Genomic DNA, 25,388 nt, shown 5'->3' with positions numbered 1-25,388 from the left:
TTACTCCGCAATATCCAGATATTACGTCTTAAAAAAGTTTGTATCTTACTATTTAAAACAGTTTTGACAAAGTGAGAATAATCGAACTCAGGTTATTATATTCCCAGTCGTTTTGATTTGTTATAATAGTTATTATTTTATTCTTATTTTCCTTGTGCACACGAACAAATCTTAATTCATGTTTGTCTATTCCCGTTTTTATAGCTTTATTTTGAGTTTAGTTGAATGATTTCATCCTTGAGGATACGCCCGTCTTTATGTTCAGGTAATTCTGACTCTTTAATAGTTTGGTAACTAGTGTTTAATTTTATTCTTGTTAAAAAGGCGTTGTTTGACTTTATTCCGTTTAGCATCAAATCAATATTAAAACTGGCATGTAACTTTATGCCACCTTTGGCTTTCCGAAAATTAGAGCTACTAATTGATTGTAAGTCTTGTGTTTATGTATGTACTTGTCTGATTTTGTACTTTTGGACTCAACTCAGGAATAACCAAGTAGGAATTAAATTTAATAATTGTCGTATAACAGTTAATTTTGTTTTTTAGCTTTACCTGAAGAGTCCTCTATTTTAAATTTTATGCCGCAAAACAAAAATAAAGGAATCTGGAGGCTTTTTAAAAATTCGACTTCGGATGCTAGTGTTATTAAACAATCAGATTTTTAATAGCCTCTGTAAGATTCTAATTGGCTACAATCAACTTCATAAAACTTTTTACCTTTAAATTCTATCTCATCAAGGTCTGTAATTCTCTGCTTTTGATTGACTACCTCTAATTTGCCGATTCCTGTTGTTAAGCTATGATCAGAATCGTTTTTTAAAAACGCCATTTCTTTGGCTAAACGCTTACCTTGTTCATCTTTATATTTTAAGGTTCCGAGGAGAATGTTGTTTTTAAATTCGCCAGTAAATATACCCTTAATATTATCCTCGTTTAAAGAAAGTTTACCTGATATTGTTCCAGTTTCCGTTTCGGTATAGTAAAACTCACCATTTCCATTATGAGAATAACAATAGTTTGATTCTTCAATTTGGTAGAGTTCTAGAGAATTTTGTTTGCTAATATTTTTAGAATCTTCATTTTCATCTGTGTTTTCAAGGATTGAATCTTTACTTGCTTCTTCAGTAATTTCTTCTTGATTGGCTTTAGTGTTACAGGAGAACACAAATAAACTCATCAAGAAAATAAAACTCAATGGTTTTAATTTCATGGTATCTTAATTATGCAAAAAAATGTTTATTTAGATTTTTCTTCTTTATTTTCTACTTTTACAACTAATTCTTTTTTCTCTTCGTCAAATTCCATCAGGATTTTATCTCCTTCTTGAATTTCGGAATTAATAATTTTTTCAGCTAAAGCATCTTCAATGTATTTTTGGATAGCTCTATTTAAAGGTCTTGCGCCAAATTTTCTATCAAAACCTTTATCGGCAATAAAATCTTTAGCTTGATCGGTTAAAGAGAATTGGTAGCCCATTTCAGCAATACGTTTGTAAAGTTTTACCAATTCTATGTCTATAATTTTATGGATGTCTTCACGTTCTAACGCATTAAAGATGACCACATCATCAACACGGTTTAAAAATTCAGGAGCAAAAGCTTTTTTCAAGGCTCCCTCTATTACTTTACGACTGTTATCAAGTTCTTGTTCTTTTTGAGCCTTAGTACCAAAACCTACACCCGTTCCAAAGTCTTTTAATTTTCTAGCTCCAACATTGGAAGTCATAATGATAATGGTGTTTCTAAAATCGACTTTCCTTCCTAAGGAATCAGTTAAGTGACCATCGTCAAGCACTTGCAATAGCATGTTGAAAACATCGGGGTGGGCTTTTTCAATTTCATCTAAAAGGATTACAGAATAAGGTTTGCGTCTAATCTTCTCAGTTAATTGACCGCCTTCTTCATAACCTACATAGCCTGGAGGCGCACCTATTAATCTTGAAACAGCAAATTTTTCCATGTATTCAGACATATCTAAACGCACAAGCGCCTCGTCATTGTCAAATAATTCGCGCGCTAAAACTTTAGCCAATTGTGTTTTACCTACTCCAGTTTGTCCTAGGAATATAAATGAACCAATCGGTTTTTGAGGATCTTTAAGACCAGCTCTGTTACGTTGAATGGCTTTTACTACATTTTTAATGGCGTCGTCTTGACCAATTACCTTAGTTTGAACCACCTTAAATAAATCGGCTAGTTTATTGCTTTCAGTTTTTGCAATTCTGTTAACAGGAATACCTGTCATCATGGAAACTACATCAGCAATATCATTTTCGCTTACGTTAATTTTATTTTCTTTCGATTCATTTTCCCAACGCTCTTGGGCAGCTTCAAGTTCATTTTCTAGCTTTTTCTCATCATCTCTTAACTTTGCGGCTTCTTCGTACTTTTGCTTTTTTACCACCTTGTTTTTCTGTTCTCTGATGTCTTCCAGTTTTTTTTCTAGATCTAAAACCTCTTGTGGCACATTGATGTTAGTAATATGAACTCTAGAACCTGCCTCATCTAATGCATCTATGGCTTTGTCAGGCAAAAAACGTTCGCTCATGTATCTTGAAGTAAGCTTTACACAGGCTTGTATAGCTTCTTCAGAATATTCTACGTTGTGGTGGTCTTGGTATTTTTCTTTAATATTATTGAGTATTTCAATAGTTTCATCAATAGAAGTTGGTTCAACTAAAATTTTCTGAAATCTTCTTTCTAAGGCACCATCTTTTTCAATATGTTGTCGGTATTCATCTAAAGTAGTAGCACCAATACATTGTATTTCTCCTCTAGCTAAGGCTGGTTTAAACATATTACTAGCATCTAAACTTCCCGTCGCGCCTCCGGCACCAACAATGGTGTGGATTTCATCGATGAATAAAATGATGTCTTCATTTTTCTCCAACTCATTCATGACTGCTTTCATGCGTTCTTCAAATTGCCCTCTGTATTTAGTTCCTGCAACTAAGCTAGCTAAATCTAGTGTAACTAGACGTTTATCGTATAAAATTCTAGAGACTTTTCGTTGAATTATACGCAGAGCTAGACCTTCAGCAATAGCAGATTTACCAACGCCAGGTTCGCCAATAAGTAGTGGGTTATTTTTCTTTCTTCGACTTAAAATTTGGGAAACTCTTTCAATTTCTTTATCTCTTCCTACAACTGGGTCAAGTTTTCCTTCTTCAGCCATAGCGGTTAAATCGCGACCAAAATTATCAAGAACTGGAGTTTTAGACTTTCTTGTAGCTTTTGAAGTTTTCCCGGCAGTGGCTCCACTACCGCTAGAAAACGGATTTTTATTATCGCCATCGCCTTTTGGATTATCTTCAGGAAAGGATTCTGCTGTAGGTTCTTCAAATAGGTCGTTATCGTGTGATATCATAGATTTAAATTCTTCTTTTACATTATCATAATCAATATCAAACTTATTTAAAAGTTTGGTGATTGGGTCGTCGTTATTTCGCAATATACAAAGCAATAAATGCGCTGTGTTTATTGATGAACTTTGAAAAAGTTTGGCTTCTAAAAAGGTTGTTTTAAGCGCTCTTTCTGCTTGCCTTGTTAAGTGTAGATTTTTTTTAGACTGATCAAGATTATTCGAAAAGTCGGTTGGATTAAGGATTTCCACTTTCCTTCTTAATCGGTCTAAGTCTGTATCTAATGATTCTAAAATCTCAATAGCCTTACTATTTCCATCTCTTAACATTCCAAGTAATAAATGTTCAGTTCCAATAAAATCATGCCCTAATCGAAGGGCTTCTTCTTTGCTAAAACTTATTACATTTTTTACTTTAGGTGAAAAATTATCGTCCATGTCTCTAATGTTCATTCATTTATATTGCTCAAAAACAATACCAATATTATTTTACTAAATAACAAAATATCTTTTAATCAGTCCTTCAATTTTGGATAAACTTATGTTGAGTACCTAATAAATATGTGTTAAACAAAAGAAAGGTGCATTTTATTGTTGATTTTGAAGAATTTTTAAAAAACCGAATGAAATACTGCTTTTATTTAAATAGATAGTATGCTTCAATTAGTTTTTTCCCTCAATTAAGTGACCGCTGATTTAAAATGATGATTGCTTGTTGATAACATGATCTCTGAAAATTAGAACGCCAAGAGGTAACTGACAAATCAAGTTCCTGAAAATTTAATTTACTGACAAAATAGCATTTTCAAATGTTATAATTTGAAGGAGTTTAGTTTTTCCACTAATTCTAATTAATGCTTTTGAAGCAATTTTTAGCAATAATTTTTCATTTAAACCAAAAAAAACTTAGGTTTGATGAGAAAAGCCGATGCATCAATTCTCTTCAAAAAGAGAGGTTTTTAGAGTAATCTCAACTAATTTTTAACTCCTTTGAATCATTTTAATTTTGTTTTTTATTTAAAAATCGATAACAACAAAAATTTATTGCTTTATAATTTTATAGGTCTGAACTTGGCTTTTTGTTATATGCTTAAAAAAGTATATTCCAGCTGCATAGTTGTTCATATTTAATTCGGTAGGTAGCTCATTTAGCTTAATTTGTTCAACGAAACTTCCTTGTTGATTATAAACTTGAATAGTTGAATTTAAATGAATATTTTCGGCTTTAATCCAGCAGCTATTTTTTACGGGATTCGGGCTTATTATTAGGTCGTTTTCAGGTTTAAAATTTTCAGTATTCATTGTTGTTTCTTGATAAACCCTTACGTATTCAATATCCATTGAACTTTCAGTGAAATTAGGATCAATACTGGGTTCAATAGCAATATTTAATAAAATGAATTGCTCTTCATCAAAAGGCCAAGTAGCTGCATTTTGCACCTCGGGTTCATACACGTAATGTACCACATCATCTACACTAAAAACCATTCGGTCTTCGTACCAATCTAAGGTATATACGTGATAATCGGTTGAAGCTGTAGGAACTACTTGTCCGCCGTGGTTTACTGTTCCACCAAAGCTAGAAGGCGTATGCATAGCGCTTTGGACAAAATTTTGATTGTTCCCCCAATGTTCCATAATGTCTATTTCTCCACAATCTGGCCAAGGCGTGGTTCCATAGCCTTCGTTATCCCAATAAGTTCCAATCTCTTCAATGTTTTTGCCTAGCATCCAAATGGCGGGCCAAGTGCCAATGCCTGTAGGGAGTTTAGCTTTTACCTCTACACGTCCATAAGTAAAAGCAAATTTTGAATTCAATCTTGCCGAAGTATATTCTTTGGTTACCCCTTGGTCTGTAAAGTTTTCTTTTTTAGCTACAATTTTTAATTCGCCATTTTCAACATACGAATTTTCTAAGCGATTGGTATAATGTTGAATTTCACCATTAAACCAAGAATTACCATTTAGCGGTAATTGAGTTTGATGAAACCATTTTTCGTCATCAATAGCCCCATCTTCTTCAAATTCGTCTGACCAAACTAACTCGTCATAAACGGGGTCATCCGTTGGGTCTTGCTCATCTTCAGGAGCCTCTTCACCTTCAAAATGAAAATCATCTATAAAAGCTAAGACTTCATCATTATTATCTTCACCATTAATTTGTAGGAGAACTCGATTAAAGTCTGAACGTTCTAGGGGAGGAGCAGAAGCTGGGTCGTGATTGATGTAATTATCGTTTGCAAAATCAAAAGTTACTTCCTGCCATTCATCTAACACAAGTGGTTGGATAATTTCGGTTTGTGTGGTCCAAGGAGCACCAATTGTATTGTCCTGTAATTTTAAAGAAATTTGAGTGGGTTGATTGCCGGTAATTTCATCTGAAGGAAGATATATTTTTAAGGTAAAGACACTATCCTCAGACAATAAAATAGGATCATTTGAATCAAAATACACATTGACATATTGACCGCCTACATCCTGATACAAAAGCACGTTGGGTGAAGAATTGAAACTATCTTGCTCCAGGTTTGCAATAGGATACTCAACAATACAGTCGTCTGCATTCCAAGAATTAATCGTAGAATTCCCTTCAAAATCATCTTGTAGAAGTTGAGCTTGAAACTGAAAACTCATTAAAAAAAGCAAACCACTAATAAAATAACGCATACATTTAATTTTGTTGAACTTGCAATATAGCAATTATGTGGATGTAGCAGGATAGAACTCTAGTTTTATTAGAATTGTATGTTTTTTGTAGTGGTAAATTTTAAATAATGTACTGATTTTTAGTAGTAAAAATTTATTTCATTCCTCTAAAGCTGTTTGTGTTCAGGCAAAGTGGTAGGGGGTTAGGCTCAACCGAAAAAGTTCGGGTTTTTTTACTAAATTTGTAACTTAAGCCAAAAGCAAATTGCTATTTTGCCCACCATTTTAGCAAACCACGAGATAGAGTAAAACATTTCTGAAAAAACAAAAAGATGAAACACGCATGTATAAATTTCTACACACAGGAGAATGATTATACGTGTCGCATCTGACCACTAAAAATGAAATAAAATAAACAGATGAAAGGAATACATGATTTAGATCCACAAATGATTGATAGGGGCGTAGTTATGGTAATACCAAAGCCTAAATTTTACGAATGGGAAGAGGAGGTTTTTCCAGGTTCGCCAACTACTGCCGATCGAAATGAGTTCACCTCTTATTTAATTGATGACGAGGCTTATAATGGAGATGCAAAACAAGCCTTAAAAAAGCATTGGAAATTTATTTTTGAAAATGAATTGTTTAGCGTTTGTACAGATGATGCCCTATGGCCAAAAAGACGCACTTGGAAAAGTTTCAACGAGTTTTTTGAAGTGAAATTTAGCACCATGGTATTCGATTTACTAGATGATGGGGTGTATAAAGCTAATTATTAGATTTGTTGGTTAATAAAGTTGAGTTGTTGGAATAACAGACTACAGTATTTGTAAACAAGCCTCTTATAAATTATTATTCATTCCCATAAACTTTCATTAATTTTTATTACTTTAGATGATTGTTAAAAACTAATTCCAAGTTGATGGCGTTTAATGAAGATTCTAGGGTGAAAATCCCATCCTTACTACACTTATCCAAGTTGGGTTATGAGTACTTGTCGCTTAAGAATTGTACTTGGGACAAAGAGACCAATATTTTCACAGATATTTTTTTACAAAGCATTCAACAAATAAATGCTGAATTGGATGCCGATGAAGCCAAGCGAGTTTTTAATGAAGTAAAACTCTTATTGGACAATGAAGATTTAGGGAAAGCTTTTTATGAGCGATTGATTCAGGAAACAGGCATAAAGTTAATTGACTTCGAAAACTTTGAAAACAATACTTTTAATGTAGTTACTGAATTGACCTACAAAAACGGTGAAGAAGAATTTCGACCTGACATCATAACTTTGATTAACGGTTTACCCCTTTCATTTATTGAAGTCAAGATTCCGAATAACAAAAACGGAATGATCGAAGAGCGAAACCGAATGAAAACAAGGTTTAGCAATAAGAAAAACAGGCGTTTTGTCAATATAACGCAGTTGATGGTTTTTTCCAATAATATGGAATATGATAATGCCGACATTGATACCATTCAAGGTGTTTTTTACGCATCACCAGCTTACGGAAAACCTGTTTTCAATTACTTTCGAGAAGAAGAAAAGTTTGATCTCAACAAACTATTAAAGCCTGAAGATGAAGCTATCGAAGATTTTATTCTAAAGGACAATAACTTAGTGGTGATTAAAAACAGCCCCGAGTTTTTAACCAACAAAGACCCCAACCGTCCAACCAACCGTGTTTTAACTTCGCTCTATGCAAAAGATCGTTTAAAATTCATCTTAAAATATGCCATTGCTTATGTAGATGAAAGTTCAGGTTTGCAAAAACACATTATGCGTTATCCGCAACTTTTTGCTACCAAAGCCATTGAGCAAAAGTTGGATGAAGGTATCAAGAAAGGGATTATTTGGCATACACAAGGCAGTGGAAAAACAGCACTCACCTACTTCAACGTAAAGTTTTTAACCGACTATTACCAAAAGCAAAATATCATTCCAAAATTTTATTTTGTGGTAGATCGTTTGGATTTATTGACCCAAGCCAAGCGAGAGTTTTCAGCTCGTGGATTGGTAGTGAATACGGTTAATTCAAGAAACGAATTTGTAACTGATGTAAAATCTACTGCCGCAGTGACCAATGAACGTGGTCAAGCTGAAATTACTGTGGTCAACATTCAAAAGTTTTCTGAAGAATCAACCGTGGTTACTGAAAAGGATTACGATATCAATGTTCAACGGATTTACTTTTTAGATGAAGTTCACCGTAGTTATAATCCTAAAGGTAGTTTTCTTGCTAACTTAGAAACCTCCGATAAAAATGCTATCAAAATTGGTTTAACAGGAACGCCACTTTTAGGAACCGAGTATAATTCCAAAACTTTGTTTGGCGATTATATTCATAAGTATTATTACAACGCTTCTATTGCTGATGGTTACACGCTTCGATTGATTAGGGAAGAAATTTCTACAGAATACAAGATGATTCTTGCGGAAGCTTTAAAAGGTATTGAAGTTTTAGAAGGACAAATTCCTAAAGAAAAAATCTATTCGCATCCTAAGTTTGTGGAGCCGATGCTCAACTACATTATAGATGATTTTGAAAAATTCAGATTAATGAATGATTCGAGCGTCGGCGCCATGGTAGTATGCGATAGCTCTAAGCAAGCGAAACAACTCTTTGAATTATTCAATTTAAAAATTGAAGGCGAAGAAGATTCAACTGAGTACGAAGTACATCAAGCTGCTGAGCCACAATCTAAGTATGAAATACAACAAAAAGACAAACGCAAAGTAAAATCTGCCGCTTTAATTCTTCACGACATTGGCACTAAAGAAGAACGCAAGAAAAAAGTAGAAGATTTTAAAGATGGAAAAATTGATTTGCTCTTTGTTTATAATATGTTATTGACGGGTTTTGATGCCAAACGATTGAAGAAACTATACATTGGTAGGTTGATTAAAAAACACAATTTACTGCAAACCTTGACTCGTGTTAACCGAACCTACAGAGATTATCGTTATGGTTATGTGGTTGATTTTGCAGATATACGTGAAGAATTCAACAAAACCAATCGAGATTATTTTGATGAATTGCAAGGCGTTTTAGGAGATGAAATGGAGCATTACAGCAACATTTTTAAATCTCGAGAAGAAATTGAAGAAGAAATTGCTGATATAAAAGAAACGCTTTTTCATTTTGATACAAATAACAAAGAGATTTTTCAACAGCAAATCAGTGAAATTTCAGATAATAAGCAGCTTTCTAAAATCGTAAAAGCCTTAGGCCATGCGCGAAGTTTGTATAACATGATTCGTTTATTTGGGCATTTTGATTTGCTAGAAAAAATAGATTTCAAAACCTTAAACCGTTTACATAGTGAAGCAAGCAATCATCTTAATTTCCTTCATGCTAAAGATGCAGTTGAAAATGATGCTGAAACTACCAATTTATTGAATGTTGCTTTGGAAGATGTGATTTTTCAATTCACTAAAATCAGGGAAGAAGAGTTGATTTTAGCCGATCAATTAAAAGATACGCTTCGTAAAACAAGGGAAGAATTAGCAGGTAATTTTGATAAAAAAGATCCAGAATTTGTGAGTTTATATCAAGAATTGGAAAAGCTTTTTAAAAAGAAAAAACTCAATGAAGTGACCCAGGAAGATATGAAAGCGAATATCGGTACGTTGCGTGATATTCATGAGAAAATAAAAGAACTGAACCGCAGAAATAATCAGTTGAAGGAAAAATACCAAGGCGACCAAAAATACTGTAGAATTCACAAACGTTTAAAAGAGAAAGGTGGATTTACACAACTAGAATCGAAACTTCATGAAGCCTTGATGGCTGTAAAAGAAAATGCCGATTTACAAATCCTACAAAACCATCACATTTTAGACAATGAAGGTTATCTCAACCGAATGATGATTAAATTGGTTATCGACCAATTTACAAAAGAAAACAAGATTCAACTAAATGCAGAAACTTCTAAATTCATCAACAATTTGGTAGTTCAGGAATACGTCAACGAATTTAATAATCAAACTGCTTAAATACTTCATTATGAGTCAAAAGGAATATAAAGAATATTGTGATTTCACTTTAGATAATGACCTTCAAAAAATCCATAGCCTAAATTATTTACCATGGGTTGGATCAAATTATTTAAAACAAGATGAAAAATATTTAGTTGTAGCTGAGAGTATTTATAACGGTTATGATAAAAATGGAAAAACTGACGAAGAACTTAAAGAACTTCAAAAAAAAGTTGAAGATCAAAGGTACGCACGTTGGGTAATTCATCAGCAAGGTCTTCATCATACTTGTGATTGGAGTCAAAATGGGAAAGAAAAAGGAATGGCTCCTAAGTATAGAAGACTGACTGAAAACTTTGCTCGTGCAATTTTAAACAAAAGGCATATTACTTACGAAGACAAAGAAAACGTTTGGACTTCTGTTGCTTTCACAGAGTTAATTCAATTTCCTTTAAAAGATAGAAGTCAAAGAGAAATTATTAATAAAATTTCTATTAACAATGGATTTGATGCTTTAATAGATACTATAAAGATTATAAAGCCTAAAAAAATCATATTTATAGGTACTACTAACATTGATGATATTGACAATGATTCTTTTAATTCCAAATGGTGTACTAAAATCGGAAATAATTTTGCGAGAAAAGGAAAGATAAAATCTGATGATTTTGATATTCCATTTGTGGCAATAAAACATACTTCAAGTTTTTTTAGTTGGAGTAGTTGGGCTAAATATTTAGAAACACAAAATTTTATTTTAAAATAATACATGACCACAACCATACAATTTCAAACCCAAGTTAAAAGCCTCATCGACGACCTCAAAGGAATCTGTTCTAATTACGGTTTAGGTAACGATGGCGATGAATACAAAATCATAACACAGGTGTTTTTGTACAAGTTTTTAAATGACAAATTTGCCTACGAAATTAAACAACTCAACAAAGATTTAGACACAAAAGAACCCAAAGCATGGCAAGCCCAACTGAAAGCCATGTCTGATGAAGACTATGAATTTCTCACGCTTCAATTGGGAGCGAGTACGGCTGTTTTGCAACGCCATCATTTTATTGCGCATTTATTCGACATACAAAACACTCCCGATTTTGCTAAAACTTTTGACGATACCATGATGGATATTGCTATCCAGAACAACGAAGTTTTTGCGGTAAAAACTACGGGGGGCTCCAAAGAACCTTTATTTGAACGCATTAGTGAAATCGTAGAAACTTCAGAACGCAACGCTTTTTGTAAAGCTATTATCAATAAGTTAGTCGCCTTTAGTTTTGAAGAAATCTTTAATGAGAAATATGACTTTTACGCTACCATTTTTGAATACCTAATCAAAGATTACAACAATGATAGCGGTGCTACGTATGCCGAATATTACACGCCACATGCGGTAGCCAAAATTATGGCTTCCATTATGGTAGATGAAAAGGAAAACGTGCAAAACGTAACCTGTTACGATCCTAGTGCGGGGTCGGGAACACTATTGATGAATTTAGCACATGCCATTGGTGAAGATAAATGTAGTATTTACTCGCAAGACGTTTCTAAAAAATCATCGAAGCTCTTGCGCTTGAATTTGATTTTAAATGGCTTGGTACATTCGCTACAAAACATCATTCGGGGAAATACCATTTTATCGCCTTACCACAAAAAAGACGATGGCTCACTAATGACTTTTGACTACATCGTTTCCAATCCGCCTTTTAAACTGGATTTTAGCGAATACCGAGACGATTTGGACACCAAAGCGAACAACGAACGCTTTTTTGCAGGCATACCCAATGTGCCGAAAAAGAAAAAGAGCGCCATGGCGATTTACGATTTGTTTTTACAACACATCATGCATTCCTTAAACAAAAACGGAAAAGCCGCAGTGGTGGTGCCTACAGGATTTATCACCGCTCAATCTGGTTTGGATAAGAAAATTAGGGAACGAATGGTCAAAGACAAAATGTTGGCTGGCGTAGTAAGTATGCCGTCTAATATTTTTGCCACTACAGGAACCAATGTGTCTATTGTGTTTTTAGACAAGCAAAACGATGGCAAAGTCGTTCTTTTAGATGCGTCTAATTTAGGCGAAAAAGTAAAAGAAGGCAAAAACCAAAAAACGGTTTTAAGCGAAGTTGAAGAACAGAAAATCATAGACACCTTTAACAATAAAGAAGCCGTTGATGACTTTTCTGTAGTAGTGGATTATGAAGAAATTAAAGCTAAAAACTACTCCCTAAGTGCCGGACAATATTTTGAAGTAAAAATTGAATATGTCGATATTACCGCTGAAGAATTTGAAACGAAGATGCAAAGTTTTGATAAAGACTTAAACGGGTTGTTTATAGAGAGTAGACGATTGGAAAGTGAGATAAAAAGTAATTTAAAAAAGTTGAAGTATGAGTCTTAATTTTGATTCGCTAATTCTACAAGTAGAAAGCATTCATTTTGAAAGTCAGAAGTATGCTTCACAACAAATAAATTTTTCGCTTACCATGCGAAACATTCTTATTGGCTATTACTTGGTAGAATACGAGCAAAATGGTTCAGATCGGGCTAACTACGGAAAAGAAACCATCAAATCTTTAGCTAAAAATTTAAAACACCTTAAAGGAATTTCAAAAACACAATTGTATAGATTTAGGGAGTTCTACTTAACCTATCCAGAGATTTTTAAAGCGGTAACTAAAAAACTAGAATCAACGCAGTTGGCATTAAAAGGAAAATTCCCAACAGCGTCGGGAATATCTATAGATGCATCAAACGATACGTTGTATATAGCTCCAGAAGAGCTACTAAATAGCTTAAGTTTTTCCCATTTTATTGAATTAATCAATATTAAAGACTCGCTTAAAAGAAAATTCTATGAAGTACAGACCATAAAAAACAATTGGGCGGTACGTGAGTTAGGGAGAGCAATTAACACGATGCTTTATGAACGCACAGGCTTATCTAAAAACAAACAAGAGCTACTTAAAAATTTCTCTAGCAACCAACAACAAAAAGCAGAAGAGATTCTTAGAAATCCTTATGTGTTAGAATTTATGGGCTTAGAAGAAAAACCAAGCTATACTGAATCTGATTTAGAAAATGCCATTATTAATCATTTGCAAGCTTTTTTAACTGAATTGGGTAGAGGCTTTTGTTTTGAAGCTAGACAAAAACGTATAAGCTTTGACAATTCCCATTACCGTATAGATTTGGTGTTTTACCATCGCATATTAAAATGCCATGTACTTATTGATTTAAAAATTGGCAAGTTTGACCATGCCGATGCAGGGCAAATGAATTTATACTTGAATTACTACCGCAAAAATGAAATGACCGAAGGTGATTTTCCCCCTGTTGGAATTATTTTATGTGCTAGTAAAAACGATGCATTAGTAGAATACACTACAACAGGTTTATCCAACGATATTTTTGTTTCAAAATACATGGTAGAGTTGCCAAGCAAAGAAGTGCTTCAAGCCTTTATAGAAAAGGAATTGAAAGAAAATAATGAGATGTATGAAGATGATAATCAATAAACGAATGAAGTTGAAATGCCTAAATATGATGAAATTATTTAAACAGTTTCTTCTTGAAGATGTGGTTAGTAAATATAATCGATTTGAAACCGATTTAAGCGAGTTGTTTGCGGAAAGTAGTCGGTTGGAAGATGAGATAAAAAGTAATTTGAAGAGTTTGAAATATGAAGGTTAAAAAGATTTTACTTAAAAAGGCAATTAATTTTAACCCAAAGGAATCGCTGATAAAGGGAGATTTACACAAAAAAATTCCTATGGGTAATCTCAAGGAATTTCAAAAAAAAATAAATGGATTTGAAATTGAAGAATTTAAAGCTGGTCCTAAATTTAGGAATGAAGATGTTTTAGTGGCAAAAATTACACCTTGTTTAGAGAATGGGAAAACAGCTTATGTAGATATTTTAAATGAAGGTGAAGTAGCCTTTGGTTCATCTGAATTTATAGTACTTAGATCTACTAAATTAACTGATCCTCATTATGTTTACTATCTCAGTATTAGTCCAACTTTTAGAAAAAGAGCTATAAGTTGTATGGAAGGAACATCAGGAAGACAAAGAGTTAATGAAAACACTTTGAAAAATTTTGAATTACCGTTTCCTGATGTTAATTATCAAAAACAAATCGCCAAAGTATTATCTGATTTAGATGCTAAAATAGAAGTCAATAACCAAATCAACGCCAAGTTAGAAGCCATGGCAAAAAGCCTGTATGAGTATTGGTTTGTGCAGTTTGATTTCCCAAGCCCCCCAACCCCCGAAGGGGGAGCCATACAAGGAAAGCCTTATAAATCTTCTGGTGGTAAAATGGTGTATAATGACGAATTGAAACGGGAGATTCCTGAGGGGTGGGAAGTGAAGAGTTTGGGGGATGTTTTAGATTTTCAACGTGGTATATCTTACAGAAGCAGTGAAATAAAAGACAAAGAAGGTGTTCCGCTGATTAATTTGAACTCATTTAATCTCGATGGTAGATACAAAAATAAAGGATTAAAAAAATATTCTGGAAAATATAACAAATCAAAGATTGTAAAAGCAAATGATCTAATAATTGCAATAACAGACGTAACAAGAAATGCAGATATAATTGGAAAATCTTTTTTTGTGCCAGAAATATTTGATGACAGAGACCTATTAATTTCATGCGATACAGCGAAGGTTGAAGTAAATAATCAAGACTTACTCTACTTTTTAAATTTCTTTTTTAATTCTAAGCCTTATCATGAATACATAAAGCATTTTGCATCTGGGACTTTGGTGTTACACTTAAATCTTAAAGGTGTCGAATGGTGTAAAATAGCACTTCCTGATGATAAATTACTTTTTCAATTTACAAATAAAATCAAGCCAATTTTAAAACGCATTGATAATACTATTTTAGAAAACCAAAAACTCGCTGACTTACGGGATTGGTTATTACCGATGTTGATGAATGGGCAGGTTAGTGTTGGTGATGCTATGGAATATCAGAGTAGTGGAGATAGTGAATTGGGGGTGGTTGCGGAGGATTGAGAGAAAGTAAAAAATAAATAAAATGAAAAATTGGATATCAAAAGCATTAATGTATTTAGAAAAGTCTTTAGGTAAAGTACCTTCTGAATTAAATGAAATTGATTGGAAGGAAGACTTATCGCCCAAGAATGATAAATTGTGTCAACATATTTCAGCTTTTGCTAATTTACCAGGAGGTGGTTTTTTGGCTTTTGGTATTGAAAACAGAACTGCATCAGTCATAGGTATTCAAAAAGATGAAGCGGATAATATAGTTGAGCGCTTATCATCTTTATGTAGAGATGGTGTTGACCCATTGGTTAGAATAGATCATTCTATTGAAACCTATAGGGGAAAAGAAATACTACTTATTTACATTCAAGAAAGTGCTGTAAAGCCTGTTCATATTGCTGGTAAAAATTTAGAACAAAGTTTTATAAGAAGTGGTGGTACAACAAGAAAAGCTTCTAGACAAGACGTAGGAGCTTTAATGTTAAACAGTAAGACCCCAACTTGGGAAGAACTTCATGCTTCAAAACTGTTAACAGAAATAGAAGTGCTAACTTTATTAGAATATGATAAAATATTAGAGCTACTAAAAAAGCCCGTACCTACCGATATTAAGGAGATTTTAAACTGGCTAGTTGACGAAAAAATGCTTGTAGATGTAGATGGCAAAGGCTTTTACATTACAAATTTTGGAGCAATAGCTGCGGCTAAAGATTTAGCAAAATTCGATGGGCTCACTAGAAAAGCTGTACGTCTGATAAAGTATGAAGGAAAAAACAAGGCAGGCTCAAGTAAAGAGTTTCCTGGCAGAAAAGGTTATGCAGTTGGTTTTGAAGCCTTAATTCAATTCGTTCAAGGACTATTACAGGATAGTGAGGTTATTAAAAATGCATTAAGAGTAGATACTGCGCTATACCCAGAAAAAGCAATTAGAGAGTTAATAGCCAATATTCTTATTCACCAGGACTTTACAATTAGAGGTTCTGGTCCAATGATAGAAATTTTTGAAGATAGGATTGTATTTTCAAATCCTGGTAAGTTATTGCCATCTAAAAAAATAGATAGACTAATTCGAACAACTCCTGAATCGAGAAATGAAATTTTAGCATCTGCATTTAGACGCTATAACATTTGTGAAGAGAGAGGCTCAGGTTTTGAAAAAGCAGTTATTGCTATTGAACTGTTTGGACTACCGCCATTAAAATTCGAAGAATTAGAAAACTCCTTCAAAGTAACCATGTTTGCTCCTAAAAAATATGCAGATATGACTAATGAAGAAAGAATAGAAGCTTGTTACCAACACAGTATCATAGAATATTATGGAAGCGGTGGGTTTAACAATACTTCATTAAGAAAACGATTTGGTATGCACGATAAGCAAGCAGCACAAATTTCATTGCTCATAAAAGAAGCGATTGAAGCAGGTAGAATAAAAGCAAAAGACCCTGATAACGTTTCTAAAAAGTTTAGTATTTATATACCTTATTGGGCGTAATGTTTTATTTAATTATAAAATGGAAAAACTATTTAAGACCCTGTAAATCAAACACTTTTTATTTAATTATAAAACGGAAATGAAATTTAATCTTATTTAATTAGAATTCGGAAAAAAAACACAAAACACTGATATACAGATTTTTGCTATTTAATAGAATTAGCTTTCAAAAAACCAAAACCACATGATCGCAACCCAACTCCCCATCAACGACTTCTTAAAAGCCCAGAATGTGCAATTTATCATTCCTGTGTATCAGCGTAATTACGATTGGACGGTTACGGAATGCAGGAAACTTTTACGTGATATTTTAGAAGTAAGTCAGGAAGAACGCATTTCTAACTTTATTGGAAGTATTGTGTTTATTCATGAAGGTGCTTACAGCACTAAGGAAGTAAAAGAACTCGTAATTATAGACGGACAACAACGATTAACAACGCTCAACATCTTATATGTCGCATTATACCGATTTGCTAAAGAAAACAGCAGAAACGAGACTGAGATGCTCTATAATTTGTATTTGACCAATCAATATGTTCAGCAAGAATCCAGTAAATTAAAATTGAAACAAACCGATAGTAATTCATTGGCGTTCAAAGCTATCATGCACCACACCGAAGCCACTTATGATGGTTATTCTAACGTGATTGAAAACTTCAACTTTTTTCTAAAAGAAATCACCGATGACAATTTCTCGCTAATTTTAAACGGTTTAAGAAAATTAATTTTTGTTGAAATATCCTTGGAACGAGGAAAAGACGACCCGCAACGCATTTTTGAAAGTTTAAATTCCACTGGTTTAGATTTATCGCAATCAGATTTAATCAGAAACTATATTTTAATGGATTTAGAACCCAAACAACAACAAAAGATTTTTGAAGAAATCTGGAATCCCATTGAAAATAATGCTCGTGATATCACCAAACAAAAATCCTTGGTTTCTGAATACATAAGAGATTATCTTACTTTGAAAACAAAGAAAATTCCAAAGAAAAGCAAGGTATATCAAGAATTTAAAAATCGCTACCAGGCGAAAGATGAAGATTACCACGTAGAATTAGAAAACATCAAGGCATTTTCTGTTCATTACAAGAAGTTTGTCAATCCGAGTACAGTAAAAAATGAAGCCATCAAAAAAGAGCTAACATACATTTCTCGCCTAGAAATAAATGTTGCTTATCCGTTTTTATTGCAAGTTTTTGAAGATGTCGACAATGGTATTATTGACAATACTACTTTAGTAAATGTGTTGAAACTTGTTCAATCCTACACATGGCGAAGGTTTATTGTTGGTTTGCCTACTAATGCACTCAATAAGGTGTTTATGTCCTTATATGCCGAAATAGATACCGAAGATTATTACGAGTCTTTAGTTTTAGCACTCTATAAGAAAAGAGGAAGCGGAAAATTCCCCAATAACCAAGAAATAAAAACCGCTTTAGCCGACAAGGATTTGTATAATATCCAAACAAAAAACAAAAATTACTTGTTTGAGTTATTAGAGAATTTCAATAATAAAGAACATGTAAATACAGCCAATCCAACGATTTCAATCGAACATATATTTCCTCGTAATCCAAGTCCGCAATGGAGAGAATCACTTAGTAATGAAGACTACTTTCTATTCAAAGAACGCAAGTTAAACACCATTGCCAATCTTACGCTTTCAGGAAACAATGGGGCGTTGAGTAATAAATCCTTTATGGAGAAAAAAGCCATGAATCAAAATAAAGGTGAACAGGGTTATGAATTTAGTCGCTTATGGCTGAATTCTTTTTTGAAATCTCTTGATACATGGAATATAGAAAACTACAAAAAGCGATTTGAAATTATATATGACCGCTTTCTACAAATTTGGGAATACCCAGATGTACAAATTCCAGAAGAAGAGGAAACAGCAGAAGTAAGTATTTTTGAAGCCGATATCCCTACCAATAAAAAGCTAGAATACTTCATTTTTGAAGACACGAAATACGAAGAATCAGCGGTAGCGATGATGTACCATCATGTACTGAAATCTTTACTGGCTAAGAATCCAAGACTACTAATTGAAAGTCAGGATATCATCAAAGTCTCAAAAAATGAAGATATATTCAGAACTCCTTCTGAAATAGCAAACGGTTATTTTACAGAGTTTAATATTGATAGTAAATCAAAATTTGGTTACCTAAAAAAATTACTCGTCTTATTTGATATGGAGGACGAATTAACGATTAAATACCAAGATAATGCTTCAAATGCTGTAAGCAAAAACAGACACAAAATAAGACAAGATTATTGGACTAGAATTTTAGGAAAGCTAGAAAACACCGAACTTTTTAGTAATGTAAAGCCATCCAAAGATCATTGGCTGAGTACAGGTGCAGGCAAAACAGGAGTAGCTTATACCATGGTTATTTCAAGAAAATATGCTAGAATTGAGTTAACTCTTGGAAGCTCAAATAAAGACACCAATAAAATTTACTTCAAAAAGCTAGAGAAAAACAAAACGGAAATAGAAAACATCTTCGGTAACCAATTAGAATGGGAGCTACTTCCCGACAGTAAAATGAGTAGAATTAAGTTTGAAGATACAAACTTGAACCTATACAACGAAGATGACTGGGAACAGATTGATGAATTTTTTATAGAGCATTTACCTAAGCTGAAGGAGGCGTTTGAAAATTATATAGTTAGTTTGTAATTGGATTTATAGATATAGCAATACATAAAATTAACCTAAAAGTGAAATTAATTTGTAAATTAACCCAAAAGTGAATAAATTTGCACGTATTAAAGCTTTATTCAAATTCAAACAGGTTGCCTATTATTCTGTTTGTTTAGAAGAAGATGAGCAAACACTATATGAAGAGTTTGTGGAAAAAAATACAAATGAAAATTTGGAAAAATTATATCATATCCAAAAATGGATGCAAGAAATTGGAGAAAAGTATGGAGCACAACAACGTTTTTTTAGAAATGAAGCAAAATATGCAGACGCATCAGCCCTACCACCTATTGGCAAAGACCGAGAACCTTATTATATAGAATTTGGAAAAAAGAAAGCAAACAATCTAAGACTATATTGTCTAAGAGCAAATGCCCCAAAGTCGTGTTCCTTTTTAGTGGAGATTTAAAAACAGCAAAAAAAGCACAAGATTGTCCAAACGTAAAACCACATTTTGAATTGGCAAATGCACTTACAAAAGGAATAGACCAAGCTTTTCGTGACAAAGATATTAGATGGATTGAAGAAGATACACTAATTACCTGTGATGAAGATTTTTTACTTGAGTACTAAAAACTAAAAACTATGAAGTTTCCTGAAGAAAACAAACTAGATAACTGGTTAGAAGAAAATAAGAACCCAGAAATTGATCGCTTTATTGAACGTAACCTTGAAATTACACAGCAAGTTTGTGTAATTCTAAAAAATAGGGGGATTAAGAAAACTGTATTTGCTGAAATGTTGGGCAAAAAACCATCAGAAGTTTCTAAATGGTTGTCAGGTACGCATAACCTAACGCTTAAAAGCATTACTAAAATGGAAATTGCATTAGGTGTTGACTTAATGAATCCTGAGCCCAATTACATTTACTTGGGTATGATTGAAGGGAATCAAGAAAGCTATTCTACCGCTAAAGATAATTACGAAATAAGTCATTATACACAAGAAGCAGTTTAATGAAAACAAGTGCCATTATACCTGAAAGAATTAAGCTCAATCACATTGAAGTAGTTAGCACTTACATCAATGATGATACCATCAACAAAAATTTGAATTTTGAATTTAATGTTGCTCACAACACAAAACATAACTTAGATGATGAGCGCATTAAAATTGAGCTCTTCATCAATTTACTTTCCACCAAAGAAATTGGGATTAAATATCATATCGACTTTTATTTTCAAATCGAAGATTTAAAAGACCATTACGAACTGGATCAAGACAAAAACATTCCCATTTTTTCAGGTCAATTTATAGCAACTTTGCTAGGTATTAGCTTTTCTACAGCTAGGGGAATTATCTATCAACAACTACAAGAAACCAACTTTTGTAAACTCATTCTTCCTGTAGTTTCTCCTTCTAAAATACTTGATTTAAGAATTAAAAATAGCTAACTTCAATTCATTACCTGATTTTGTAATTTATGATAAACCATTGTTCTTGAGAAATAATAGTTTCATCCTTCACTTACAAAAGCTTAGTGCTTTTATTTTTTAAGCAGGATTAGATATCCTGATAGTGTTCACTGCTGGAAATACAAAACCACTGCTACCGCAATATTGGTTTTTATTGGTCTCAAAAATAGTTAAAACTAGGCACTTTAGTGCATTTCGCTTTAGCTTCTAAAAATACTTAACTTTGTTGTATGAATAATCAATGGGCAAATGGACATCCTGTTTCGAGATTAACAGTGCACTTGGTTTGGAGCACCAAGTATTGCTATTCAGTTTTAAATGAAGATGTTTAGAAGCCTTGTCGTGAGATTCTGATTCAATTTTGTGATGCCGAAGGTATTTGTATATTAAAGCAGTTGTCAGTAAAGATCATATTCGCATGCATTTAGAGTATCGACCCTCGCAAGATATCAGCACTTTAGTAAAAAAGCTAAAAGACAGAAGCTCAAGAAAACTCCAACAAAAGTTTCCAAAATTACAAAAGCGCTATTGGGGCAGCTATTTTTGGGCAATAGGTTTGGGATGTTGGAGTACAGGCAAAATAACTGATGAAATGGTAAGTGAATACTTGGAGCATCATCGGAAATCAGGTAATGACTCAGATAATTTTATACTTGAGTAATCACGTACAGCTGACTTTCAGTCAGGATAAAACCTATGGACTTCAAGTCCATAGTGATTTAGTTTCCTTTACAATTCTAACTCCTTTATTTTTATATCCTCCTGCACTTGAAATTAAATTATTTATTAAGTCAGAATGAGCTTTTAAGAAGCTTTTTCTGAATAGAAAGTATAAGAACCTAAATCCTTGTAGATTTGAATAGCATTTATTTACTAAATAACTTTTTTTGAAAAAATTAATCTTTTATTTTCTAAAAAGCACTTATTAATTCTTCTTTTGGTGTATTTCCTCCAACCAAACCCTTGCATTCACAAAAGCTTTCAGCCAGGGCGTTATTTCATCTTTTCTGCCTTTTGGGTAATGCGCCCAATTCCATTGAAAAATTGATCGCTCCAAATGTGGCATCATCACTAAATGACGACCGGTTGAATCTGTTAAAATAGCTGTATTAAAATCCGAACCATTGGGGTTTGCGGGGTAGCCTTCATAGCCGTACTTCCCTACAATATTGTAATGTTCTTCAGCATGAGGAAAGCTAAATTTTCCTTCGCCGTGTGCTGCCCAAATTCCCAATTGTGTTCCTGCTAAATTTTGAAGCATCACAGAATTATTTTCCTGAATTTTTACCGAAGTAAAATTACATTCAAACTTATGACTATCATTATGCAACATTCTCGGTTTTTCCTTATCTTCAGAATTGATTAAACCTAATTCAATAAACAACTGACATCCATTACAGACCCCTAAAGAAAGTGTGTCCTCGCGGTTGAAAAAGTTGGTTAATGCATTTTTGGCATTTTCATTATACAAGAATGAACCTGCCCAACCTTTGGCACTTCCCAACACATCTGAATTAGAAAACCCCCCTACGGCAGCAATCAGTTGAATATCTTCTAGAGTTTCTCTACCCGACATTAAATCGGTCATGTGTACATCTTTTACATCAAAACCAGCTAAGTATAAAGCACGTGCCATTTCTCGCTCAGAATTAGAACCTTTTTCACGAATAATAGCAGCTTTAATTTTAGAGTCTTTTTTGTCTTTTAATTGTAAGAAATCATCGTTTAATTTTCCAGTAAAATTATTCGGAAACCTAAAATTTAAGGCTTGATTTTTATAGTTTTTATAACGTTCATCTGCTTTTTCAATACCACTTTGATTGCGGTCTAGTAAATGCGAAGTCTTCATCCAAACATCACGCATTTCATCAATATCAAAACTTAACTCTTCAGATGAATGTTTCAATTGAAGTTGTTTCGTTTCAGTTGAAGCCCCTAATTCTAGCAATTCAATTCCTTCTCCCTTCAGAAGTTTTACTGCTGCTTCTTTTAATTGAAGCAAAACACCAGCATTTTCAGCAAAAAGAACTTTAATTAAATCCTTTTCTTTTAAAACATCCAAATCAACCGAAGCACCAATATTATTTTCAGGAAAACACATTTCTAACAAGGCGGTAATCAGTCCACCTGAAGAAATATCATGACCAGCTAAAACCAAATCTTGTTTGATAGCCGTTTGAATAGCATTAAAAGCTTTAGCAAAATAGGCATCATCTTTTATAGATGGGGCTTTTTTTCCAATGGCATTTCTAATTTGGGCAAAAGAAGAACCACCAAGAACAAATTCATCTTTTGATAAATTGATATAGTAAATTTTTTCATTGGCTTGCATAACAGGTTCAATCACTTTTGTGATATCATCAGAATGACCGGCGGCTGAAATAATTACCGTACCTGGAGAAATCACTTCCTTGCTTGGGTATTTTTGCTTCATAGAAAGCGAATCTTTACCCGTAGGAACATTAATTCCAAGATTAATAGCAAATTGAGAAACGGCTTCAACTGCTTCATAAAGTCGTGCGTCTTCCCCGGGGTTTTTACACGGCCACATCCAGTTTGCAGAAAGTGAAACTGACTTCAAATTTTTTTCCAAGGGTGCCCAAACCAAATTAGTTAAAGCTTCAGCAATCGAATTTTTAGCACCCGCAACCGGGTCAATAAGCCCCGAAATAGGGGAGTGACCAACCGAAGTTGCTACTCCGTGTTTACCGTTATAATCCAAGGCCATTACGCCACAGTTGTTCAACGGAATTTGCAAGCTTCCACAGGTTTGTTGCTTGGCTACGCGACCGCTTACACACCGATCTACTTTATTCGTCAACCAGTCTTTACAGGCTACCGCTTCTAATTGAAGCACTTCTTTTAAATATGTTAAAAGTTGAGCCTTATCATAAGAAACTTTAGCAAAGTCTGTTTTTAGAGTTTCGTCTTTCATGATGGTTTTAGGCGAACTTCCAAACATATCCGAAAGCATCAAATCCATTGGTTTTTCTCCATTCTTTGAACTTTCAAAGGTAAATTTATGATTGTTAGTTACTTTTCCAACGCGGTACATCGGAGCGCGCTCACGTTCTGCAATGCGTTGTAACTTGTTAGCTTCTTCGGCAGGCATCACCAAGCCCATTCGTTCTTGCGACTCATTGCCAATAATTTCTTTAGCAGAAAGTGTTGGATCGCCTACAGGAAGTTTGGCTAAATCTATTTTTCCGCCGGTATCTTCCACCAATTCGCTTAAACAATTTAAATGTCCACCAGCTCCATGGTCATGGATTGAGGTAATGCTGTTTTCTTCACTTTCTACCATTCCTCGAATGGCGTTGGCGGCACGTTTTTGCATTTCTGGGTTAGAACGTTGTATGGCGTTGAGTTCAATGCCACTTTCAAATTCGCCTGTATCAGCAGAAGAAACGGCTGCACCACCCATGCCTATACGGTAATTATCACCGCCTAAAATGATAATATCTTCGTCTTTTTTGGGAACATCTTTTAAGGCTTGGTCTTTTTTTCCGTAGCCTATTCCACCGGCTAACATAATAACTTTATCAAAACCCAGTGAAGTTTTATTTTCTTGGTGTTCAAAGGTTAATACCGATCCTGAAATTAAGGGTTGGCCAAATTTATTTCCAAAATCGGAAGCACCATTAGAAGCTTTAATCAAAATATCTAAAGGAGTTTGATAAAGCCATTTTCTGGCAGGAAAAGCTTTTTCCCAGTTTCTGTTTTCTTCTAAACGCGAATAGCTAGTCATATAGACTGCCGTTCCTGCTAAAGGAAGAGAGCCTTTACCGCCAGCTAAACGATCTCTAATTTCGCCTCCACTTCCTGTTGCCGCACCATTAAAAGGTTCTACTGTGGTAGGGAAGTTGTGCGTTTCTGCTTTCAGAGAAATTACAGATTCAAATTCCTTAGCTTGATAAAAATCAGGAATATCAGGGCTTTTTGGAGCAAATTGCTCTACTTTAGGGCCATTGATAAAGGCTACATTATCTTTGTAAGCAGAAACAATTTCATTAGGATTTTCTTCAGAAGTTTTTTTAATTAACTTGAACAATGAAGATGGTTTTTCTTTACCATCAATAATAAAAGTTCCGTTGAAAATTTTGTGTCGGCAGTGTTCAGAATTTACTTGCGAAAAGCCAAAGACTTCAGCATCGGTTAATTTTCTTCCAATACGCTTAGAAAGATCATTTAAATAAGAAACTTCTTCATCACTTAAAGCTAAACCTTCCTGTTGGTTGTAGGTGGCAATATCATCTACTAACTTAATTTCCTCAGGCTGAATATTAATCCTAAAGATTTCTTGGTGAAGATTGTTGTATTGTTGAAATAACATTGGGTCAAAATCAGCTTCGATCTTAAAGGCATGAAACTCTTCAATACGCTCAATACCAACAATTCCCATGTTTTGGGTGATTTCAACTGCGTTAGTGGACCATGGAGTAATCATTGCGGCTCGTGGTCCAACAAATAGACCTTCAATTTCTTTTTGATCAATAAAACTGGCGTTACCAAATAGCCATTTTAATTTTTTGATGGTTTCAAAATCGGGTCTATTTTCTGATTGAACGCAGTAAAATTTAGAGGTTTCAGCTTGAAAGAAATGTATCATTGCACAAAAATTTGATTCCTATTTTTATGCGCTCAAAAATACAATAAATTTATATCACAGGCTTATTTTTTTACTATTTAGTTGATCAGCTTTAAGCTAGCTAATTTTTTATTTCTTTTATGTTTTTTGCTGTTTCAAAAAAATCAATTTTTAA

General features: G+C 33.7%; 17 protein-coding genes and 2 pseudogenes. 14 read left to right on the top strand and 5 right to left on the bottom strand.

The genetic code is table 11. The features are described 5' to 3' along the window. Positions 1 to 79: 79 nt before the first annotated feature. The 4 genes and pseudogenes from G7034_RS11930 to G7034_RS10840 form a co-directional block, all read right to left on the bottom strand. A pseudogene (locus G7034_RS11930) lies at positions 80 to 413 on the bottom strand (IS4 family transposase); the annotation flags it as partial. Positions 414 to 661: 248 nt separating this feature from the next. Further along, positions 662 to 1,210 carry a hypothetical protein gene (locus G7034_RS10850; RefSeq protein ID WP_166400978.1) on the bottom strand — a complete coding sequence of 183 codons (549 nt, stop codon included), beginning with the start codon at positions 1,208 to 1,210 and terminating at the stop codon, positions 662 to 664. A gap of 26 nt (positions 1,211 to 1,236) precedes the next feature. Then, complete coding sequence (locus G7034_RS10845; RefSeq protein ID WP_166400983.1) at positions 1,237 to 3,798, bottom strand: ATP-dependent Clp protease ATP-binding subunit; 2,562 nt, start codon at positions 3,796 to 3,798, stop codon at positions 1,237 to 1,239. A gap of 603 nt (positions 3,799 to 4,401) precedes the next feature. Further along, positions 4,402 to 6,027: a family 16 glycosylhydrolase gene (locus tag G7034_RS10840; protein WP_166400977.1), complete on the bottom strand. Its 1,626-nt coding sequence runs from the start codon at positions 6,025 to 6,027 to the stop codon at positions 4,402 to 4,404. Between the two features lie 398 nt (positions 6,028 to 6,425). Here G7034_RS10840 and G7034_RS10835 point away from each other — a divergent pair, with 398 nt between their 5' ends. The 14 genes and pseudogenes from G7034_RS10835 to tnpA all read left to right on the top strand — a co-directional run bounded on the left by G7034_RS10835 (position 6,426) and on the right by tnpA (position 21,286). Continuing rightward, entirely contained in the window at positions 6,426 to 6,785 is a 360-nt protein-coding gene (locus G7034_RS10835; RefSeq protein WP_166400976.1) for a hypothetical protein, read from the top strand. Positions 6,786 to 6,928: 143 nt separating this feature from the next. Continuing rightward, positions 6,929 to 10,003 (top strand): type I restriction endonuclease subunit R, encoded by a 3,075-nt coding sequence (locus G7034_RS10830; protein WP_166400975.1) that lies wholly within the window; start codon positions 6,929 to 6,931, stop codon positions 10,001 to 10,003. Positions 10,004 to 10,013: 10 nt separating this feature from the next. Next, positions 10,014 to 10,751 (top strand): hypothetical protein, encoded by a 738-nt coding sequence (locus G7034_RS10825; RefSeq protein ID WP_166400974.1) that lies wholly within the window; start codon positions 10,014 to 10,016, stop codon positions 10,749 to 10,751. A 3-nt stretch (positions 10,752 to 10,754) separates the two neighbouring features. Beyond that, positions 10,755 to 12,395 (top strand): HsdM family class I SAM-dependent methyltransferase, encoded by a 1,641-nt coding sequence (locus tag G7034_RS10820; RefSeq protein WP_166400973.1) that lies wholly within the window; start codon positions 10,755 to 10,757, stop codon positions 12,393 to 12,395. Beyond that, a complete protein-coding gene (locus G7034_RS10815) occupies positions 12,385 to 13,512 on the top strand; it encodes a PDDEXK nuclease domain-containing protein (protein ID WP_166400972.1) in 1,128 nt (375 codons plus the stop codon). The genes G7034_RS10820 and G7034_RS10815 overlap by 11 nt, the downstream gene beginning before the upstream one ends. A gap of 25 nt (positions 13,513 to 13,537) precedes the next feature. Next, positions 13,538 to 13,687: a hypothetical protein gene (locus G7034_RS10810; RefSeq protein WP_223177622.1), complete on the top strand. Its 150-nt coding sequence runs from the start codon at positions 13,538 to 13,540 to the stop codon at positions 13,685 to 13,687. After that, a complete protein-coding gene (locus G7034_RS10805; protein ID WP_166400970.1) occupies positions 13,677 to 15,020 on the top strand; it encodes a restriction endonuclease subunit S in 1,344 nt (447 codons plus the stop codon). Before G7034_RS10810 ends, G7034_RS10805 begins: the two co-directional genes overlap by 11 nt. A 22-nt stretch (positions 15,021 to 15,042) precedes the next feature. After that, complete coding sequence (locus G7034_RS10800; RefSeq protein ID WP_166400969.1) at positions 15,043 to 16,503, top strand: ATP-binding protein; 1,461 nt, start codon at positions 15,043 to 15,045, stop codon at positions 16,501 to 16,503. Positions 16,504 to 16,687: 184 nt separating this feature from the next. After that, a complete protein-coding gene (locus tag G7034_RS10795; protein WP_166400968.1) occupies positions 16,688 to 19,186 on the top strand; it encodes a DUF4268 domain-containing protein in 2,499 nt (832 codons plus the stop codon). Positions 19,187 to 19,256: 70 nt separating this feature from the next. Further along, the gene (locus G7034_RS10790; protein ID WP_166400967.1) at positions 19,257 to 19,619 is read left to right on the top strand and encodes a hypothetical protein; all 363 of its coding nucleotides are present in this window, start codon (positions 19,257 to 19,259) and stop codon (positions 19,617 to 19,619) included. Further along, positions 19,595 to 19,783 (top strand): hypothetical protein, encoded by a 189-nt coding sequence (locus tag G7034_RS10785; protein WP_166400966.1) that lies wholly within the window; start codon positions 19,595 to 19,597, stop codon positions 19,781 to 19,783. The genes G7034_RS10790 and G7034_RS10785 overlap by 25 nt, the downstream gene beginning before the upstream one ends. 12 nt (positions 19,784 to 19,795) lie before the next feature. Next, positions 19,796 to 20,167 carry a helix-turn-helix domain-containing protein gene (locus G7034_RS10780; RefSeq protein ID WP_166400965.1) on the top strand — a complete coding sequence of 124 codons (372 nt, stop codon included), beginning with the start codon at positions 19,796 to 19,798 and terminating at the stop codon, positions 20,165 to 20,167. Then, entirely contained in the window at positions 20,167 to 20,604 is a 438-nt protein-coding gene (locus G7034_RS10775; protein WP_166400964.1) for a hypothetical protein, read from the top strand. Before G7034_RS10780 ends, G7034_RS10775 begins: the two co-directional genes overlap by 1 nt. A 251-nt stretch (positions 20,605 to 20,855) precedes the next feature. After that, positions 20,856 to 21,286, top strand: a pseudogene (gene tnpA, locus G7034_RS10770) (IS200/IS605 family transposase). 264 nt (positions 21,287 to 21,550) lie between these two features. Here the strand turns inward: tnpA and purL are convergent. After that, positions 21,551 to 25,234 (bottom strand): phosphoribosylformylglycinamidine synthase, encoded by a 3,684-nt coding sequence (purL, locus tag G7034_RS10765; protein WP_166400963.1) that lies wholly within the window; start codon positions 25,232 to 25,234, stop codon positions 21,551 to 21,553. Positions 25,235 to 25,388: the final 154 nt, after the last annotated feature.

This window comes from Psychroflexus maritimus (assembly GCF_011089875.1).
Lineage (GTDB): Bacteria > Bacteroidota > Bacteroidia > Flavobacteriales > Flavobacteriaceae > Psychroflexus > Psychroflexus maritimus.
This window is presented reverse-complemented; position numbering and strand designations above follow the sequence as displayed.

Coding starts and splice junctions, on each gene's coding strand:
- G7034_RS10850 (WP_166400978.1), bottom strand. CDS start 1,210: ATGAAATTAAAACCATTGAGTTTTATTTTCTTGATGAGTTTATTTGTG.
- G7034_RS10845 (WP_166400983.1), bottom strand. CDS start 3,798: ATGGACGATAATTTTTCACCTAAAGTAAAAAATGTAATAAGTTTTAGC.
- G7034_RS10840 (WP_166400977.1), bottom strand. CDS start 6,027: ATGCGTTATTTTATTAGTGGTTTGCTTTTTTTAATGAGTTTTCAGTTT.
- G7034_RS10835 (WP_166400976.1), top strand. CDS start 6,426: ATGAAAGGAATACATGATTTAGATCCACAAATGATTGATAGGGGCGTA.
- G7034_RS10830 (WP_166400975.1), top strand. CDS start 6,929: ATGGCGTTTAATGAAGATTCTAGGGTGAAAATCCCATCCTTACTACAC.
- G7034_RS10825 (WP_166400974.1), top strand. CDS start 10,014: ATGAGTCAAAAGGAATATAAAGAATATTGTGATTTCACTTTAGATAAT.
- G7034_RS10820 (WP_166400973.1), top strand. CDS start 10,755: ATGACCACAACCATACAATTTCAAACCCAAGTTAAAAGCCTCATCGAC.
- G7034_RS10815 (WP_166400972.1), top strand. CDS start 12,385: ATGAGTCTTAATTTTGATTCGCTAATTCTACAAGTAGAAAGCATTCAT.
- G7034_RS10810 (WP_223177622.1), top strand. CDS start 13,538: ATGATGAAATTATTTAAACAGTTTCTTCTTGAAGATGTGGTTAGTAAA.
- G7034_RS10805 (WP_166400970.1), top strand. CDS start 13,677: ATGAAGGTTAAAAAGATTTTACTTAAAAAGGCAATTAATTTTAACCCA.
- G7034_RS10800 (WP_166400969.1), top strand. CDS start 15,043: ATGAAAAATTGGATATCAAAAGCATTAATGTATTTAGAAAAGTCTTTA.
- G7034_RS10795 (WP_166400968.1), top strand. CDS start 16,688: ATGATCGCAACCCAACTCCCCATCAACGACTTCTTAAAAGCCCAGAAT.
- G7034_RS10780 (WP_166400965.1), top strand. CDS start 19,796: ATGAAGTTTCCTGAAGAAAACAAACTAGATAACTGGTTAGAAGAAAAT.
- G7034_RS10775 (WP_166400964.1), top strand. CDS start 20,167: ATGAAAACAAGTGCCATTATACCTGAAAGAATTAAGCTCAATCACATT.
- purL (WP_166400963.1), bottom strand. CDS start 25,234: ATGATACATTTCTTTCAAGCTGAAACCTCTAAATTTTACTGCGTTCAA.